The 17,729-nt window shown below is 62.1% G+C and carries 17 protein-coding genes; 8 read left to right on the forward strand and 9 right to left on the reverse strand.

Going from position 1 to position 17,729, the window contains the following annotated elements; translation table 11 throughout:
- Positions 1-296 (forward strand): sigma factor-like helix-turn-helix DNA-binding protein (locus KBY85_RS03920; protein ID WP_315859965.1); only part of this gene is annotated, 296 nt, incomplete at its 5' end.
- Between the two features lie 6 nt (positions 297-302).
- Here the strand turns inward: KBY85_RS03920 and KBY85_RS03925 are convergent.
- From KBY85_RS03925 to KBY85_RS03935, 3 genes are all read right to left on the reverse strand, one after another.
- Entirely contained in the window at positions 303-986 is a 684-nt protein-coding gene (locus tag KBY85_RS03925; RefSeq protein WP_254960272.1) for a hypothetical protein, read from the reverse strand.
- 163 nt (positions 987-1,149) lie between these two features.
- Positions 1,150-1,617, reverse strand: coding sequence for a hypothetical protein (locus tag KBY85_RS03930; RefSeq protein ID WP_106632733.1), 468 nt, complete (start codon positions 1,615-1,617; stop codon positions 1,150-1,152).
- Positions 1,618-1,655: 38 nt separating this feature from the next.
- Positions 1,656-2,816 (reverse strand): ABC transporter substrate-binding protein, encoded by a 1,161-nt coding sequence (locus KBY85_RS03935; RefSeq protein WP_254960273.1) that lies wholly within the window; start codon positions 2,814-2,816, stop codon positions 1,656-1,658.
- Here KBY85_RS03935 and KBY85_RS03940 point away from each other — a divergent pair.
- On the forward strand, positions 2,815-4,050 hold the full coding sequence (locus KBY85_RS03940) for a hypothetical protein (protein ID WP_254960274.1): 1,236 nt from the start codon (positions 2,815-2,817) through the stop codon (positions 4,048-4,050). The two genes, KBY85_RS03935 and KBY85_RS03940, sit on opposite strands and share 2 nt — an antisense overlap.
- A gap of 55 nt (positions 4,051-4,105) precedes the next feature.
- On the opposite strand, the gene KBY85_RS03945 is transcribed toward KBY85_RS03940, so the two are convergent.
- Positions 4,106-5,746, reverse strand: a complete 1,641-nt coding sequence (locus KBY85_RS03945) for an AarF/ABC1/UbiB kinase family protein (RefSeq protein ID WP_254960345.1) — start codon at positions 5,744-5,746, stop codon at positions 4,106-4,108.
- 57 nt (positions 5,747-5,803) lie between these two features.
- Between KBY85_RS03945 and KBY85_RS03950 the strand changes: the two genes are divergently transcribed.
- Genes KBY85_RS03950 through KBY85_RS03960 form a run of 3 tightly spaced genes read left to right on the forward strand, consistent with a single transcriptional unit; the run spans position 5,804 to position 8,754 of the window.
- Positions 5,804-7,156 (forward strand): lysine decarboxylase, encoded by a 1,353-nt coding sequence (locus KBY85_RS03950; RefSeq protein ID WP_254960275.1) that lies wholly within the window; start codon positions 5,804-5,806, stop codon positions 7,154-7,156.
- A 7-nt stretch (positions 7,157-7,163) separates the two neighbouring features.
- Positions 7,164-7,823, forward strand: coding sequence for a precorrin-6Y C5,15-methyltransferase subunit CbiT (gene cbiT, locus KBY85_RS03955; protein ID WP_254960276.1), 660 nt, complete (start codon positions 7,164-7,166; stop codon positions 7,821-7,823).
- 10 nt (positions 7,824-7,833) lie between these two features.
- Positions 7,834-8,754, forward strand: a complete 921-nt coding sequence (locus tag KBY85_RS03960; protein WP_261347168.1) for a phosphatidate cytidylyltransferase — start codon at positions 7,834-7,836, stop codon at positions 8,752-8,754.
- A 7-nt stretch (positions 8,755-8,761) separates the two neighbouring features.
- On the opposite strand, the gene KBY85_RS03965 is transcribed toward KBY85_RS03960, so the two are convergent.
- The 5 genes from KBY85_RS03965 to rimI all read right to left on the reverse strand — a co-directional run bounded on the left by KBY85_RS03965 (position 8,762) and on the right by rimI (position 14,654).
- On the reverse strand, positions 8,762-9,400 hold the full coding sequence (locus KBY85_RS03965; protein WP_254960277.1) for a DUF2993 domain-containing protein: 639 nt from the start codon (positions 9,398-9,400) through the stop codon (positions 8,762-8,764).
- Positions 9,397-10,290: an alpha/beta fold hydrolase gene (locus KBY85_RS03970; protein ID WP_254960279.1), complete on the reverse strand. Its 894-nt coding sequence runs from the start codon at positions 10,288-10,290 to the stop codon at positions 9,397-9,399. The genes KBY85_RS03965 and KBY85_RS03970 overlap by 4 nt, the downstream gene beginning before the upstream one ends.
- Complete coding sequence (locus KBY85_RS03975; protein WP_254960280.1) at positions 10,287-11,393, reverse strand: iron-containing alcohol dehydrogenase family protein; 1,107 nt, start codon at positions 11,391-11,393, stop codon at positions 10,287-10,289. The genes KBY85_RS03970 and KBY85_RS03975 overlap by 4 nt, the downstream gene beginning before the upstream one ends.
- A 52-nt stretch (positions 11,394-11,445) precedes the next feature.
- Positions 11,446-13,998 (reverse strand): ATP-dependent Clp protease ATP-binding subunit, encoded by a 2,553-nt coding sequence (locus KBY85_RS03980; RefSeq protein ID WP_254960282.1) that lies wholly within the window; start codon positions 13,996-13,998, stop codon positions 11,446-11,448.
- 179 nt (positions 13,999-14,177) lie between these two features.
- Positions 14,178-14,654: a ribosomal protein S18-alanine N-acetyltransferase gene (gene rimI / locus KBY85_RS03985; protein WP_254960283.1), complete on the reverse strand. Its 477-nt coding sequence runs from the start codon at positions 14,652-14,654 to the stop codon at positions 14,178-14,180.
- A 27-nt stretch (positions 14,655-14,681) separates the two neighbouring features.
- Here rimI and lysA point away from each other — a divergent pair, with 27 nt between their 5' ends.
- Genes lysA through KBY85_RS04000 form a run of 3 tightly spaced genes read left to right on the forward strand, consistent with a single transcriptional unit; the run spans position 14,682 to position 17,691 of the window.
- Positions 14,682-16,070: a diaminopimelate decarboxylase gene (lysA, locus tag KBY85_RS03990; protein WP_254960284.1), complete on the forward strand. Its 1,389-nt coding sequence runs from the start codon at positions 14,682-14,684 to the stop codon at positions 16,068-16,070.
- 20 nt (positions 16,071-16,090) lie between these two features.
- Positions 16,091-16,921 carry a diadenylate cyclase CdaA gene (cdaA, locus tag KBY85_RS03995; protein WP_106632743.1) on the forward strand — a complete coding sequence of 277 codons (831 nt, stop codon included), beginning with the start codon at positions 16,091-16,093 and terminating at the stop codon, positions 16,919-16,921.
- Positions 16,918-17,691 (forward strand): isoprenyl transferase, encoded by a 774-nt coding sequence (locus tag KBY85_RS04000; protein ID WP_254960286.1) that lies wholly within the window; start codon positions 16,918-16,920, stop codon positions 17,689-17,691. The genes cdaA and KBY85_RS04000 overlap by 4 nt, the downstream gene beginning before the upstream one ends.
- Positions 17,692-17,729: the final 38 nt, after the last annotated feature.

The following is a 17,729-nucleotide window of genomic DNA, read 5'->3' on the forward strand; positions in this document are numbered from 1 at the left end:
TGCTGGACCTGCTGGCAGGAGATGCGGAGCTGCCTGAAGACCGGGTGGATGGAGAGTGCCTGAAGGGCGACCTGCGAGCGCTGCTGGAGCAACTGCCGGAGCTGCAGGGGCGGGTGCTGAAGATGCGTTATGGGATTGAGGCTGGGGAGCCGCAAGAGAGCTCGGAGCCGATGAGCCTCAGTGCCATTGCTAAGCAATTGGGCATGAGCCGCGACAAAACTCGCAACCTGGAGCGCAAAGCCCTCGAAGGCGTACGGGCCCAGTCACGCATGCTTGAGGGTTATCTGGTGGCTTGAGCTGACTCAGCCGGTGGAGCTGACGCTGCGAGCAATCAGTACGGTCAGCATCACGATGGCAAGAAGAACCTGGAGAGCCATAACCAGCTTGGCTCTCCGTGACATAACGGCTTCAGATGTGGGTCCGTAGGTGGAATTGACGTTCATCGAGATAAACAGGTAGTCGATGATGTGGGGTTCGGGTGGTTCTTCTCCCTGTCGGCTGGGCCAAATAAATGCACCGCCTGGAGTGCTGACATCAAGAAAGATATAGACAAACATAAATACGAGCACGCTTTCCATATAGACGGCTGCCACATCCCACAATCCTGCCAATCCACCGCCTTGATGGCTGCCTGCAGTGGCAACCATGGACAGCACATTTGCTATTACCTGAAGCATTGAAAACAGCAGATAGGCCAGGGCCCAGCGGAAAAGATGGCGGTTTTTGCCGCGAAACAGGCTGACCGTTAGCCCGATTGTTACGGCGATGAAGGCAATTGTGGCAACGATGTCGATGCTGTGTACTAAATCGCTGAGATTTGGAGCAATCAAGCTGCGATGCCGCAGATGATTAACCAGCAGAAGATCCATTCCCCAGACGCCTGTCGTAGCAGCAATTACCGCTAGTCGCCCCCTGCCGCTGGTTAGGCGCTCGCGCAGCATATCGGCGGGTCCAGCGCTTGTCTGCTTTGAAGGCTCGCTGGCCATAATTTTGCTCCGGCTGATGGTTGGATGAAATATTTAGGTTTGATTGGGGAATTTTGAACCAATTCAAGTGATGATATGGCAGCTATGAATCTATCTTTTGGTGATTATCTTGGTTTTGCCGCCTATTTTGCAGGCAGGCTGATGGCTTCTTTTAGTAGTAAAATTAGAAAAACTGATCGAAGTTGTCGAAGTCGACTGCGCTGAAGGTACCTGCTTCTACCTGAGCCATAAGCCGTTCCAGCTGCACCCACAGGGCGCCAGCTGTGGCAATCGACAACACAAAAGAAACCAGCAGGGCAACCCCCGCCGAGAAACCGAATACCTGCAGGCTGCCGCCAATAAAAAGGGTGATGCCGATCACCACGCCGAAGTAAGGCAGGGTGACCGCAAAACTGCCAAGTGGTAGCAGGGGCAGGCGATCCTGTTTCCAGCCCTCCAGCTTGTTTTCTACCAATTTGGCGAAGGTGAGCCCGCAGAGCACGCCGATGGCCAGGCCCACACCAGCTACTAGGTAGGGGGGCTGGATGATCTGGGCATATTCCAGAAGGATGTCGCTCGCATCGAGGTCGGCGTACATCCAGCCGTCCGGCAGGGCGCTGCTGTCCATGGCGTCGAGGGGCAGGCTGGCCATCTGCTGAGACTGGTCTTGGTGGCCGAGACCCTAGGCCCTCAGGGTTCCCAGCGCTGGGAACCCAGGAAGGTGAGTTCGACGAAGCTGCTGCCGTTGTGGTCCTGGGGACCCAGTTGCACCCGGTAGCCGCCAAGGTCTAAATCGCGCATCGTTTCAAGCGCGGTCACAAAGCGTTGGCGGGTTGGCGCCGGCCCGGCCCGACGCAGGCCTTCCACCGTCATCTTGGCGGCAAGGAAGCCCTCGAGGCTGATGAAGCCGAATTGGGGTTTGGCCTGCTGGCGGCGCATTAATTTCTGGTATTCCTTCACCACTGGCACCCTTTCGTTCCAAGGGAAAGGCACCACCTGGGCCACGCCAATGCCACTGGCCTCATGGCTTTGCAGCGAGGCCCGCAGGGCGCTGGTACCTACAAACGACACGTTCATCAGCTGGGCTGTGCTGCCGCGCCGCCGCATCTCGCGGCTTAAGGAGGCCGAGCTCGGGTAGGCCGCTATCACCAAAACCGCGTTGGCATTGGCGTTTTGCACCATGCTGGCTGCCCCGCCGGTTTGGTTTGAGTTGCGCTCAACGCTGGCAGTGGCCACTGGCTTGAGGCCATGGCGTCTCAAGGCCTTGAGAGATCCCTTGAGGCCGTCTTTGCCAAAGGCATCGTTTTGAAAGACAACCGCAACGCGATGGCGGCCGCTGCGCACCAGGTAGTCGACCATCCGGTCAATTTCCATGTGGTAGCTGGTACGTAGGTTGAACACCATGGGGCGATGGGGCTGGCGTAGCAGCTGGGCGCCGGTGAGTGGAGCTATTAGTGGAATTTTCTGTGTCTCAACCAAGGGCAACACCGCCTTGACGGTGGGGGTGCCCACATAACCAAATAAAGCAAACACCTTGTCGCGTTCAACCAGCTGCTTGGTGTTGCGCAGGGTGAGAGGTGGGTCGTAGCGGTCGTCGAGGCTCAGCAGCTTCAGTCGCTTGCCATGGACGCCACCTTGGCGATTCACTTCGGCGAAATAGGCCAGAGCCCCTTCCCGGTATTCGCTGCCGAGCATGCCGGAGGGGCCGCTGAGGGCCGCCGACTGCCCCAGCACGATTTCTGTTGATGCCAGGGCAGGCAGGCTCAGCGTCAGGGCCAGCGCCACTGCGGTGCCTACTCGCCCCCAACCGGCTTTCGGCCTTAACTTCAGCAAACTGCAGCGGTTGGGCATGGGTAAGCGCAGGCAAAGGCCTTGGAACGTGCTGGCGATGGTTGCCGTTGTTCTGGCGGCCATCCTGGCAATTTTGGGGATCGGGCGCATTGATGTGAGCCCAGTGCTAAGCCGCGACTCTTTGCGGCTCTCTTCCGCGTCCCGTGCTCTCACTACCTTGCCCCTCGGCGAGAAGCCTGCCCTTGGTGTATGGAGCGCCATGCGGGGAGACCAGCTCAGCGCCGGGGAGGAACGGGTGGATCGGGCTGAGTTTGAGCTAGCCCCATACAAAGTGGAAGTAGGGGTGTATTCAACTAGCAATTATGAGCTTGATCTAACGGTGCCAACCTATTCTGGTAGTGGCTATGTTTGGCTGCGCTGGGAGGAGCCTATGCAGCGCTATGTGGAGGCTCGTGGTGGAGATATTTCGAGTATGTTTATTGTTCTGAATACCCTGCTTTCTGACAAGGATTCAAGCCTTAGGCCGGTGGGCAATGTTCCCGCGCGGCTTGCGGATGGTAGTTACTACCAATTGTTTACCTATGTGGGTCGTTATTATGTAGACAAGGCTAGTTTTCGACACTACCCTTTCATGAGCATAAGCCTGCCACTTGTGATTGAGGCTAACGATATAGACGGCCAACTTAGTTATCGAAATCTCCGCTTAGTCCCAGAGATTCGCAACAGCGGGATGGGTCTCTACGCTCGCATTATTGGCTGGCTAAATACTGGCTGGTCGATTGCGGAATACCGGCACCATTATGCTACAAATTTTGGGCTTGGTGGCGAAGAAAACGACTACAGCCAAATCCTCTTTGAGATTTCCTACGGCACCTCTTCGTGGTCGTCTTTCTGGAGATTGTTGTTGCCCCTCTCCGTGTTGATGGCCATGGTGTTGTTGGTATTTAAGGTGCGCCCTGATGAGCAGGATGCTCGTGCCAGTATCCCGGTCACTGTTCTCCTTACCCTGGTTTTCCTACAGCAAACCTATCGTGACAAGTTGCCTGATTTGCCCTTTCTTACCTTCCTTGATCAAGTGTACGTCGTTGCTTACGTAGTCACGCTGGCAGCTTTTGTATTGGTTCTATGGATTGGACGACGCTATGCCGTGATGGAATCGATTGAAGATCCCGCCGAGAAACAAGCGTTATTGCTGCATCTAAATCGCCTTGATGATACCTGGCCCCTAGTGGTGGTTCTGGTGGGTGGTGCTGCAATTACCTTCTGCTGGATGACGATCCCCCAGGTTGGTTGAGCTATTTATTGTTTAAGCCTATTGTTTAAGGCCATTGTTTAAGCCTGTCTATAATTTAAGCGGGTTGCAGTGTGAGCTTTGCCAGCATGCCGCTCACCAACTTGCGAGGTGAAAAAGTACGTCCCATCAGGCCCATCAGGGCTCGCAAATCGTCTGTGTGCAGGCGATCGCCCTGAACCAGAGTAAGCAGGAGCCGTTGCCTCAGGCTGCCGCCCTCTGGGCCTAGAAGCAGCTTCAGGCCAGCTCCCGCAACTGGAAGCAAATCGGGACTAGTGGAATCGTTCTCCACAACCGCCAATAGATTTTCTAGTCGTTCAAGCTGCAGGCGCCCTTGTCGATCAAAGAGCACCTCAAGTAGTTTATCGCGCATCTCACTGGTTTCGCCTGCCAGCAGGCGCCGGGCCACGTATGGATAGGCAACCCTGATGATCTTGAAGCTGGGATCAAGCCGCAGGGCCAGGCCCTCCTGGCTCACCACCGCCCTAATGATCAGGGCGAAGCGAGCCGGCACACGAAAGGGATAGGCATACATCAGCTCCGAAAAGCGATCGGTGATGGCTTTGAAGTTGAAGGAGCCCACGTTGTCGCCTAGGGCGCCACCAAGCACCTCCTCAAGGGCAGGAATGATTGGCTTGAGATCGGCCCGGGGATTGAGGAAACCCAGGCTGACGAAATCAGCCGCGAGGGCGGTGAAATCCCGATTGATCAGGTGAACAACGGCGCCGGTGAGGGTGAGGCGATCGCTGTCGCTGATCGAATCCATCATGCCGAAATCCACATAGGCCACATGGCCCAGGGGGCCGGTTTTGCCGGAAAGCGCAAACAGGTTGCCGGGGTGGGGATCAGCGTGGAAATAGCCAAATTCGAGCAGTTGCTGCAGCCCGGCGATCACGCCAGTGCGGATCAGGGCCGAGGGGTCCAGGTTGCGAGCCTCCAGCGCCTGGCGTTCCTGCAACTTGGTGCCATTGATCCACTGGGTGGTGAGCACCCGCTGGCTGGATAGCAGTCGCTCCACCCGCGGCACGGTCACCTCTGGTTGGCGGGCGAATAGATCGGCAAATCGTTCAGCGTTATTGGCCTCGAGCCGGTAATCAATCTCCTCGAACAAAGTTGAGCCGAATTCATCGATGATGTCGCCGAGGCCAAAGCCCAGGTTGAGTGGCAGCAGCGGCGCACTCAGCACAGCCAACAGGCGGATGATCACTAGATCCCGCCGCAGAATGGTGGGCAGATTGGGGCGTTGCACCTTGACGGCCACCCAGTGGCCATCAGCGAGCTGCGCTTTGTATACCTGGCCCAGGCTGGCTGCTGCTACGGGGTAGTCGGGGAATACCTCAAATAGCTGGTCGGCCGGGGCGCCCAATTCCTGCTCAATGGTTGCTAGCGCAATCCCATGGGGATAGGCGGGCAGGTTGTCCTGCAGCTGGGTGAGCTGTTCGAGCCAGTCGCGCCGCACCAGATCGGGCCGGGTGGAAAGGGCTTGGCCCACCTTGATGAAGCAGGGGCCCAGGTCCGTGAGCGTGGTCAGAATTCGCCTTCCCAGCCGTTGCTGCACCTGGGCATTGCTGCTGTTCCCCTGCACCACCAACACCAGGGCCAGGCTGGACAGCTGCCAGATCACCACGAGCAGCCGGGCTATCAGCACCCAGGGACGCAACAGCAACCAGCGGAGGTCTCTGCCTGGGTCGTAACCCAGCTCGCTGGCAGCTTCGGCGTAGGTCAAGGCACGGCAGCGGCTAGTTGAGCAGACTCTATGAACGCCATCCCTCTTTTCATGGGCCTGCCGCTGCATCTGCCGGCCCACGGCCGTGGTCGGGGTCTGTCTCCTGCCCTGCGGCGCCTGCTGCGCCAGCGGCCGGGCAGTTGGGATCTGCCGGAGCTGCCGGAGCAGGGTGGTCCCCTGATCGATACCGGCTCCGTCGCTGATGCTCAGCGGCGTTGTGCCTCCCAGCTTGGAGCGGAGGCGCTCTGGTTTGGTGTTAATGGTGCCAGTGGCATGCTGCAGGCAGCCCTGCTAGCCCTGGCTCCCCCTGGCAGCCGGGTGCTGCTGCCCCGCAACCTGCACCGCTCCCTGCTGCACGGCTGCGTGCTGGGCCAGCTGCGGCCAGTGCTGTTTGACCTGCCCTTCGATACGGCCAGCGGTCTGTGGCTGCCACCAAGTTCTGCCCATCTCGAGCTGGTGCTTGCAGCAGCAGCGCAAAACGGTCCCCTGGCGGCCCTGGTGCTGGTGTCGCCGAGCTACCAGGGCCAGCGCGCCGAGCTACCGGCCCTGGTGGCATTGGCCCACGGCCGTGGGCTACCCGTGCTGGTCGATCAAGCCCACGGCCGCGGCGAGGCCTTGGCGGCCGGGGCCGACCTGGTGGTGCTCTCGGGCCAGAAGGCTGGCGGCGGTTTGGCCCAGAGCGCCGCCCTGCTGCTGCAGGGCGGCAGGGCTGATCGCGATGCCGTGGCCCGGGCCCTGCTCTGGCTGCAGACCTCCAGCCCCAGCGCCCTGCTGCTGGCCTCCGCAGAAGCTGCCCTCGACGACCTCACCAGCTCGGCGGGCCGGCGCCGCTGGCAAGCGGCAGGGCGCTGCGGCGAGCGCCTGCAGCGCCGCTGCCGTGCGCTGGGCTTGCCCCTGGTTGCAAATGACGACCCGCTGCGGTTGGTGCTGCACACCGCTGCCATGGGAATCAATGGGCTGGAGGCCGATGCCTGGTTGCTGCAGCGGGGTGTGATCGCCGAGCTGCCGGAACCGGGGGCGCTCACTTTTTGCTTGGGTATGGCGCCGCCCCCTGGGCTGCTTTGGCGCCTGCCCCACCAGCTGTTGCGCCTGCGGCGTGCCCTGGGGGGACCACCCCTGCCACCCTTCAGCGCGCCACCGCTGCCGCTGGTAGCGGAGCCGGAGCTGCCCTTGGCCGAGGCCTGGCGCGCTCCGGCGGAAGTCGTGGCTTTGGCGGCGGCAGCTGGACGGATCGCCGCCGAACCCCTGTGTCCCTATCCGCCGGGTATTCCCCTGCTGGTGCCCGGCGAGCGGATCGATCTGGCTAGGGCTACCTGGCTGCGACAGCAGCAGCACCTTTGGCCAGGCCAGATCGCTGATACGGTGAGGGTTGTGGCCGGATAGGAGGCCGATGGATTCCAATGCCGCGGCCGATCTAGGCCAAGCTTCCCAGCAGCCGACCTACCAGTGGGATTTCGTCACCCCTGGGCTGCCTGATAGTGCCTTTGAAGACGCTCCGGGCTTCAGCCCCACCCCCATGGAGCTGAGGGTGATGCTGCTGGCCCATCTGCGCCCCCGCGCCGATTCCCTGGTGTGGGATGTGGGCGGCGGCACCGGTGCCCTGGCCCTGGAAATCGCCCGGCTGATGCCCAGGGGTGCGGTGCATACCCTTGAGCGCGACCCCGATGCCATCGAGTTGTTGGAGCAAAACCGACGCCGCTTTGGCATCACCAACCTGCACATTCACGCTGGCGCTGCGCCAGATGATCTGGACCAGCTGCCCGCCCACCCAGATCGGGTGCTGCTGGAGGTGGGACGGCCCTTGGGTGATGTGCTGCTGGCGGTATGGGAAGCGCTGGTGCCCCGCGGGCGTTTGGTGATTAGCACCGCCAGCCTGGAGGGCTTGGTGGATGCCACCGATACCCTGGGCCAGCTGGCGGCCCGCGATGTGCAGGTGGTGCAGGCCACCGTGCATCGCATGCAACGGCGCGGCAGCCAGGCCAAATTGGCTGCGGCCGAACCACTGTTTTTGATTGCTGCCGAGCGCCCAGCTAGCTCTGAGCCCTCCTGATCGCCGCGTGTTGATACCCCCTACCCAGCCAGCTAAACCCCGCACCGCCACCTCCCTGCCCCGGCTGCTGAGCGGCTGGCTGGCTGGGGGCTTTGGCTTCGTGGTGGTGATGCTTGGGGGCTGGTGGTTCACGGTGGCCGTAGGGGTGATCGTGCACTTGGGGCTGCTGGAGTTCTTCCGGATGGCCCAGTTCAAGGGGATCCGGCCCGCCACCAAAACCACCCTGGTGGCGGTGCAGCTGCTGCTGGTCACCACCCAGCTGGCCAGTGGCAGTGGCTTACTGGGTGGCGGTTGGTTTGCCGGCGATGTGGCCGCAGCGGTGCTGCCGGCCTCTGGGGCGGTGATCTGCGGCTGGCTGCTGTTGCAGCCGGTCACCGGCACCATCGCCGACATCGCCGCTTCAATTTTCGGGCTGTTTTACCTGGGTTTTCTGCCCAGCTACTGGATACGTCTGCGCGACCTGGCCGGCGATGCTCTGGCGCCCAACCTGGCCGGCCAGCCCTGGCCCGCCAGCGCCGGGCTCGCCCTCACCCTGCTGGCCTGCTTCCTGATCGTTGCTACCGACATCGGCTCCTACGTGATCGGCCGCCGGCTGGGGCGCCATCCGCTTTCGCCAATCTCCCCTGGCAAAACGGTGGAGGGTGCCCTGGGCGGGGTGGCCTGTGCTGTGGCGGTGGGTGCTTTCGGCGGCACCTTGATCGGCTGGAGCTGGGGCTGGCTGATCGGTGCGGTGCTCGGTGCGGTGGTGGCCCTGTTTGCCCTGGTGGGTGATCTCACCGAATCGATGATGAAGCGCGATGCAGGCCTAAAGGATTCCGGTGATGCCATCCCTGGCCATGGCGGGATCCTGGATCGAATCGACAGCTATCTGTTTGTGCCGGCTGTGGTTTACTCGCTGGTAACCCTGGTATTACCGCTTTTGCAGGGCTAGTGCAGGGCTAAGGGCTCACCTGGGCTGTGCCAATCAGCTGCACCATGCCTGCTTCTATGCGGGCATCACTGATGTGGATGCTGGGATCCATCGGCAGCCTGCTGCTGACGTTGCCGACTACGGAGTTGATTTCGATGCTGCCCCTGGCTGCCACAACGGTGGTGGCCAGCTCGACCAGGTCTGGAGTGCCGAGGGCCCGGGCTGCAAACACCAGGCTGTCGCGGCACATGCGCAGTTCCACCAGGGGCACGATGCCAAGCAGGGCTTCGCCTAGGCCATCGCCTAAAGCGCGCCACTGGGGGGCGCTGAGGGAGCGGGTGAGGCCGTCGGCGGTGAGGCTTACCTGGCCGTGGATCTCGAAGGCCCGCTCCAGCTGCAGCGGTTGGCCCTTGAGCAGGTTGCCGCTGTGCACCTGGATGGGGCCGCTGTTTAGCTCCACCAGCTCGAAGTGGAGGTCTTTGTAGATCACCCGGCGGGCCAGCAGTTGCACGCCGGCCAGGCGACCGCGCAGTAGTTGCAGGCCAGTTCCTTGCAGCTGGATATCGAGACTGCCGATGGACTGGCACTGCTGGCGCACCCAGAGCTGCAGGCCGCTGGCCAGCAGCTGCATCACCGGCCCGCCTGGTTTGTCGTCGCTGCTGCTCATTGCTGGGAAGGGGCGCCGAGCCAGGTGGAGGCGACGGTGGCGGTCTGGTCGAGGTGCGGTAAATGGCCGCAGGCATCCAGCTCACGCACCCGTTCTCCTAACAGGGCCAGGGCCGCCCGCTTCTGGGGTGCCCGCAGGATGCGGTCATTGGCTCCCCACAGCACCGTGATTGGTTGGTTGGGCAGGGGGGCGCCGCCGCCGGCGAAGCCACCGGAGCGGGCAAAGCGCCGCAGGGCATCAGCCCAGCCAGGGCTTTGCAGGTGCAGCGATGCGATCTCCAGTTCGGCAGCTCCCACGGCGGCGTCCGGATCGGCGAAGGCGGTGCGGCAAAGGCCCCGGCGCACCCCTGGCAGGGCCAGAAAGCGCACCCCTAGGCCATCGAGCAGGGGCGGCAGGGGCATGGGACGGCCAGTTAGGCCGGCGGGAGCCAGCAGCAGTAGCCGATTCACCTGCTCGGGCAGGCGTCGGGCTAGCTCCACCGCCACCGAGCCACCCATCGAGGCGCCGATCAGGCCGAGGGGGGCGGAATTGCGGCTGCCAATTTCCCCCGCCAAAACCTCCAAGTGGCGCAGCACGCCACTGGGGCTGTAATCGCCGCCGGTGGGCCTTGGGCAGAAGCCAAAGCCGTAAAGGTCGGGGATGAATAGCTGCACGCCGCTGGCCAGCAGGGGGGCCAGACGCCGGAATTCCAGGAAGGAACTATCAAAGCCATGCAGCAGCAACACCGGTGGCCCTTCGCCCAGCACGGCCACAGGCCAGGGCCCCTCCTCGCTGAGTTCAGGCAGGGGCCACCACTGCACCTGCGCTGCTAGGGCCCTGCCCTGGGGATCCAGCAGGCTGCTGGCCGCTGCCGCCACTAGGGATTGCTGGGCTGTGGGCTCCCTGTTCACGCGGGCTGGCGCTCGCTGCTGCAGGTGCTCACCAGGGCGGCCAGTAGGTCGTTGGGCCCTACGGCAAAGGGCAGGTGGTGCAGATCGGAATCATCGCGGCAGGCAAAGGCGCAGGCCTGCTGCAGCTGGTGCAGGCCTGCCTCAGCCAGACCAAGCTCCTCCAGGCTCACCGGCAGGCCGAGCTTGCGGAACAGGGGCAGCAGCTGGCGCCGGGATTGGCCGGCGAGCTGGTTGCCGCCGAGCACCTCCTCCAGCCGCAGCTGCACCAGGATCCCGAAGCCCACCTTCTCGCCATGTAGGCGGCCATGGCTGGCCTCCAGTTGGGTGAGGCCGTTGTGAACGGCATGGGCAGCCACGGTGCGGCAGCGGGCTCCACCAATACCGCCGATCAAGCCAGCGCTGAGCCCGCAGGCTTCAGCCACCCGCTCCCAGGCGGCGCCGTGGGGATCCTGGAGGGCAAATTCAGCTTCCAGCATGAGTTGGTCGCGCAGCACCCGGGCCATCTGAACCGCTTGCTGCACCAGGCCATCGCCGCTGGCGCCACTACTCACCGACGACTCGTACCACTTGGCCATGGCGTCGGCGATGCCGCTTGCCATGGTGCGGGCTGGGGCTTGGCGGACCAGGTCGTGGTCAAAGATCAACAGATCTGGGCAGCGGGCCAGGGCCACATCGCCCAGAAAGGCACCTTCAACTGAATAGATGTTTGCCAGGGCAGTCCAGCCCGCGCAGGTGGCCGCACTGGTGGGCACGGTGATGCAGGCCAGACTCAGCCGGTGGGCCAGCAACTTGCCGGCATCGAGCACCTTGCCGCCACCAATGGCCACAACTGAATCGCAGCCTTGCTTTTGACAAATCGCAGAGACCTTTTTCAGGTCTTCTTCGCAGCAGTCGAACTGCAACTCGGCGCAGTGGGGCTGGAGCCCAGCCTGGTGTAGGTCGGCAACCAGTTGCTGCCTCAGCTGGGCTGTTACGGCGCTGCGACCTAGCACCAGGGGGCGCTGGCCCAGGTCCGCTAGCCGCGGTATGCCCTGGAGCCAAGCTCCAGGGCCCCTCAACACCTCAGCAGGTGCGATGGCGTGTTGGCTCAGGGAGTTGCTCATCCCGCTGCTGCTTTCATCCCCAAGTGATGGTACGGGGTAGACCCGAATCCCCTCAAACTCCAGCCGCAGCCAATTCCGGCTCGGCCGGCAGGGCTGCCTGCTTGCGGATAAATACCTGCTTGTCCTCATTGACATCCACCAGGGCGGAGTCGCCATCGCCAATCCGTCCGGTGAGGAATTCCTCAGCCAGCGAATCTTCAAGCAGCCGCATCACTGCTCTGCGTAGGGGACGGGCGCCGTAGGAGGGGTTGTAGCCCTCCTCGACCAGCCGTTCCTTAAAGGCTTCAGTAACGGATAGGGAAATACCCTTCTCCAACATCCTGCCGAACACTTCTTTGAGCATGATCTCGGCAATGTCTTTGACTTCCTCGCGGTTGAGCTGACGGAAGACAATGATTTCGTCGAGGCGGTTGAGGAATTCGGGGCGGAAGTATTGCTTCAGCTCCTCATTAACTAGCGAGCGAATGCGGTTGTAGTTGGTTTCATCCGCGTCACCACCGCCGAACTCAAAGCCAAGGCCGCCGCCGCCCTTTTCAATCACCTTCGAACCAATGTTCGAGGTCATGATTATGAGGGTGTTCTTAAAGTCCACCGTGCGGCCCTTGGAATCGGTCAGGCGACCGTCTTCGAGCAACTGCAGCAGCAGGTTGAACACATCAGGGTGAGCTTTTTCGATCTCGTCGAATAGCACCACGGTGTAGGGACGACGGCGCACAGCCTCGGTTAGCTGGCCACCTTCATTGAAGCCCACGTAGCCGGGAGGGGAGCCGATCAGCTTGCTGACCGTGTGGCGCTCCATGAATTCGGACATGTCAAGCCGGATCATGGCTTCTTCGCTGCCGAAGAAGTAAGCCGCCAACGACTTGGTGAGCTCGGTTTTACCAACACCGGTGGGGCCGGAGAAGATGAAGCTGGCAATCGGGCGGTTGGGATTTTTCAGCCCCACTCGGGCCCGGCGGATGGCACGGGACACGGCCTTAACGGCTTCGTCTTGGCCAATCAAACGCTGGTGGAGGGTCTCCTCCATGTTCAGCAGCTTGGCTGTCTCGCTTTCAGTGAGCTTTTGAACAGGCACACCAGTCCAGGAGGCAACGATGTGGGCGATGTCCTCCTCCGTAACCATGGGCGTGCGACCGCCTTCGGCGGCGCCTTCAAAAACCGCTACGGGTGCACTACTACCGGCCTCAGCGGCCACGGCCTCGGATGCTGGCTCTTCATCTTTGCGGGTCTGCAGGATCGAGCGAATCTGCTCGCGCAGCTCTACTTCCTTATCGCGCAACTCACCAGCCTTGGTGAAGTCTTGCTCGCGCACGGCCTGTTCTTTGTCTTTCTGGACAGCGCGCAGCTGTTTATCGACTTCCTTGGCCGCCGGCGGCAACTTGGAATTCATCAGCCGCACTCGGCTGCCGGCCTCATCAACCAGGTCGATTGCCTTGTCTGGGAGGAAGCGATCAGAGATGTAGCGGTCGCCCAGGGTGGCTGCCGCAATCAGGGCCTCATCGGCGATCTTGAGGCGATGGTGAGCTTCGTAGCGATCCTTGAGACCGCGCAGAATTTCGATCGTGTCGATAACGGAAGGCTCGCCCACCATGACCGGCTGGAAGCGACGCTCCAAGGCCGCGTCGCGCTCGATGTGTTTCCGGTACTCATCAAGGGTGGTGGCACCGATGCACTGAAGTTCGCCCCGGGCGAGGGCAGGCTTGAGAATGTTTGCGGCATCGATTGCACCTTCTGCTGCACCTGCGCCGATCAAGGTATGCACCTCATCGATCACGAGGATCACGTTGCCGGCGCTGCGAATCTCCTCCATGATTTTTTTGAGGCGTTCCTCAAATTCACCCCGATATTTGGTGCCTGCCACCAGCAGGCCGATGTCCAGGGTGAGTACTCGCTTGTCTTCGAGGATGTCTGGAATATCACCAGAATTGATCCGCTGAGCCAAGCCCTCTGCGATGGCTGTTTTGCCTACGCCTGGTTCGCCAATTAGGACCGGATTATTCTTAGTGCGACGACCAAGTATTTGAATTACCCGCTCAATTTCGTTCTGACGACCCACCACCGGATCGAGCTTGCCATCGGCGGCCTGCTGGGTGAGGTTGCTGCCGAACTCGTCGAGAGTTGGTGTTTTTGTGGAGCCCTTGCCGCTGCCGCCACCGGCGGCGACTTCGGCTGTTTCGCCCAGCATGCGGATCACCTGGGTGCGCACCTTGGCTAGGTCAACTCCAAGGTTTTCCAGGACCCGAGCAGCTACACCCTCACCCTCACGGATCAAGCCAAGCAGCAGGTGCTCGGTGCCGATGTAGTTGTGACCAAGCTGGCGAGCTTCTTCTAGGGAGAGTTCAAGCACTCGCTTGGCGCGAGGAGTGAAAGGGATCTCCACGGCGACGAAGCCGGAGCCTCTGCCGATGATTTTTTCAACCTCAACGCGGGCATCTTTCAGGTTTACCCCCATCGACTTGAGCACCTTGGCGGCAACGCCAGTGCCCTCACCGATCAGGCCAAGCAAGATCTGTTCGGTGCCCACAAAGTTGTGGCCAAGGCGGCGGGCCTCCTCTTGGGCCAGCATGATCACCTTGATGGCTTTCTCGGTAAACCGCTCGAACATGGGCCTAGGCCTGGTACAAGTGCTTCCAAGCTACCAGGGTTAACAGGTGAGGTGTGGTTTACGCCGCATCAAAGGCAGATCCCCTGCGGTGGCTGGCTCTAAGGCGTTCGAAGGCAATAATGCAAATTGCTGAATTGCCGGTCATTAGCAATAAGAAAAGCCGGTTATCCACACCATGGCTACGCATCATTCATGTCAGATAACCGCAGCCATTGGATCAGGGCGTCTTCGCCATTGCGGTAGTAACCGCGACGCACTCCTGCATCACGGAAGCCCAGTCGTCGGTATAGGGCCACTGCCGCAGTGTTTGCCGGGCTTACTTCCAAGGTGGCGTGCATGGCTCCCTGCTGCCCGGCCTCCAGCAGCAGGGCCTTCAGCACCTGCTGGCCTAAGCTCCGGCGCCGCTGCTCGGGATCCACCGCCACCACGGTGATGTGCAGTTCATCTACCACCAGCCAACCGCTAGCCAAGGCCATTAGCTGCTGCCCTTGCCAAAGACCCACCCCGGGGCGCCGCTGCTCCGCCAGCTCGCTCTGCCACTGGGCGCGGTTCCACAGGCCGCCGAGGCTGGCCTGGTCGAGGTTTAAGCAGGCCTCCAGGTGCTCAGGAGCCAGGGCTGTCAGGTGCAGCGCCGCCAAGTAGTTCCTTACATTCATGCTCACTTGACCCGCGCGGCCACAGTCATGCTGACCTCCCATGAGCCCGTTGCGCTGCTGAATCCCTTTGAACGCGATAGGGATCCCCATAGTCCTAATCGCAATCTCACCCCCCTCACCACTGCCCTCGACAGTGAGGGGCGCCTGGTGGTTGGTGGCTGCCTGCTGAGCGACCTGGCCCGCGATTACGGCACACCTTTATATGTGCTCGATGAAGCCACTTTGCGGGGCACCTGCCGGGCGTACCGGGAAGCCCTCGCCGAGCACTACCCAGGGCAGTCCTTAGCCATCTACGCCTCCAAGGCCAATAGCTCTTTGGCCATAACTGCCCTGGTGGCATCCGAAGGCCTGGGGCTTGATGCGGTTTCTGCTGGCGAGTTGCTCACCGCCCTGCAGGGGGGCATGCCGGCGGAACGCATCGTGCTGCACGGCAACAACAAGAGCCGCGAAGAGCTGGCCCTCGCAGCTGAGCAGGGCGTCACGGTGGTGGCTGACAATTGGCGCGATCTTGAGCTGCTGGCTGCCCTTGCCCCTGACTTGCAGCGACCGGTGCAGCTGATGCTGCGGTTTACGCCGGGTATTGAGTGCCACACCCATGAGTACATCCGCACCGGCCACCTCGACAGCAAGTTTGGTTTTGATCCCGACCAGCTCGAAGCGGTTCTGCAGCACCTGGCGACCTGTTCCTGGGCCCAGCTCACCGGACTGCACGCCCATATCGGCTCCCAGATTTTCGAGCTCCAGCCCCATCGCGACCTAGCTGGCGTGATGGCCGATGCCCTGGCCTTGGCCCGCTCCCTGGGTCACCCGGTGGTTGATCTCAACGTGGGCGGTGGCCTGGGTATTCGCTACACCACCAGCGACGATCCGCCGAGCATCAGTGAGTGGGTGCGCACCGTGGCCGAGGCGGTGGCGGCGGCCTGTCAGGAGCGGGGGCTGGAGTTGCCCCGCCTGCTCTGTGAACCGGGGCGTTCCCTGGTGGCCAGCGGCGGGGTCACCCTCTACGAGGTGGGCAGCCGCAAGGACATCCCCGGCATCCGCACCTACCTCTCGGTGGACGGCGGCATGAGCGACAACCCCCGGCCGATCACCTACCAGTCTCAATACACGGCGGTGTTGGCCGATCGCCCCACGGCCGAGGCCACCGAAACCGTCACCGTTGCTGGTAAGCACTGCGAATCTGGCGACGTGCTGCTTAAGGATCTGGCCCTGCCGCCAGCTGGCAGTGGCGATGTGTTGGCTGTGTTTGCCACCGGCGCATACAACGCCTCGATGAGCTCCAACTACAACCGCATCCCTCGGCCAGCGGCGGTGCTGGTCCACGACGGGGTCGCTGATTTGGTGCAGCGCCGCGAGCAGCCGGAAGACCTACTGCGCTACGACGTTTTGCCAACTCGGTTGCGATCGGTAAGGTGAGTTAGTCGACTGGAGTACGCGTGATCGGGCCGCAACTGGGTGAGTTGCTACGGCTGATCGATTTGCGCTTGCTCCTTGATCTGCTATTTGCCTTCGGCTTGGGCGTGCTTGTGCTCGGCCGGGTCACCGAAGCCCGCACCCTCTGGCTGTTAAGGGGCTATTTGTTGCTGGTGGCCCTGGCCTGGGTGGTGCAGCGCTACGCCAACCTGCCGCTCACCAGCAAGCTTGTTGATGCACTGGTGCTGGCCTGCAGCCTCGCCCTGGCGATTCTCTGGCAGGGGGAGCTGCGCAGGCTGATGGAGCTGCTTGGCACCGGCCGCATCGGAGTTTTGTTTGGCAGCCGCAGCCAAGATCAACTGGGGTCGGGATCGGTGGCGGTTCTGAGTGAGGCTGCCGGCCGTCTTTCCCAGGCCCGACGGGGTGGCTTGATCGTGGTGGATCTGGGCAGCGACCTGCGTCCCGAAGACTTCTTGAATCCCGGCATTGGCCTCGACGCCAAGCTGTCGGTGGATTTGCTGCTCAACCTCTTCGCAGCTGACACGCCGCTGCACGACGGTGCCGTGCTGGTGAAGGCCAACCGCATCGTCGCTGCAGGTGTGATCCTGCCCCTATCCCGTCAGGGCATCAACCGCTATGGCACCCGCCATCTGGCGGCTCTAGGGCTGACCGAGCGCTTCGATCAGTGCCTGGCGATCGTTGTGTCGGAGGAAACCGGCACCCTGTCGCTGGCGAGTCAGGGCCGCCTGGAGCGGCCAATTACCAGTAGCCGTCTGCACGACCTGCTCAGCCAGGCCCTGGCCTTGCCTGTTGGGCGTAGCGTGGCGAAGGACACGCCGGAATCACGCGGATGAGTCGCGCCCTGGCGACCACCACTGCGAAAGCCTCCCAGCCCGTTCCGGTTGGCCTAGATCCCGCGCGCCTACCGGTCCATGTGGCCGTGATCATGGACGGCAATGGCCGCTGGGCAAAGCAGCGCAACCTGCCCCGGGTGATGGGTCACCGGGAGGGGGTTGAGGCCCTTAAGCGCACCTTGCGGCTCTGCAGCGACTGGGGCATCGGCGCCCTCACCGCCTACGCCTTTTCCACCGAAAACTGGAGCCGCCCTTGCGAGGAGGTGGGCTTTCTGATGGCCCTGTTTGAGCGGGTGCTGGCCCGCGAGCTTCAATCCCTGGAGCAGGAGCAGGTGCGGATTCGCTTCCTTGGCGATCTTGAGCCCCTGCCGGAGGGTCTGCGGCGCCTGATTGCTGATGCCACCGAGCGCACGGCAGCTAATACGGGCATTCACTTCAACGTTTGCACCAACTACGGCGGCCGAGCCGAGCTGGTGCGGGCTGCCCAGCGGCTGGCGCGGCGCTGCGTGGCTGGGGAACTAGATCCTGCCGCAATCGATGAGCAGCAGCTTGCCGCCGAGCTGCACACCGCTGGTGAGTGCGATCCGGATCTGTTGATCCGCACCAGTGGCGAGAGGCGCATCAGCAATTTCCTGCTTTGGCAGCTCGCCTACGCCGAAATCCACATCACCGATGTGCTCTGGCCCGATTTCAATCAGGCAGCCCTGCTGGATGCCCTGCTCGACTACCAGGGCCGCCAGCGCCGCTTTGGTGGTGTCGAACCCTGCTGAACTCGCCTTGATCACGCGTCACGACTGGTCCCGTTCTG

It is taken from the genome of Cyanobium sp. BA5m-10 (genome assembly GCF_024346255.1).
Classification (GTDB): Bacteria; Cyanobacteriota; Cyanobacteriia; order PCC-6307; family Cyanobiaceae; genus Cyanobium_A; species Cyanobium_A usitatum.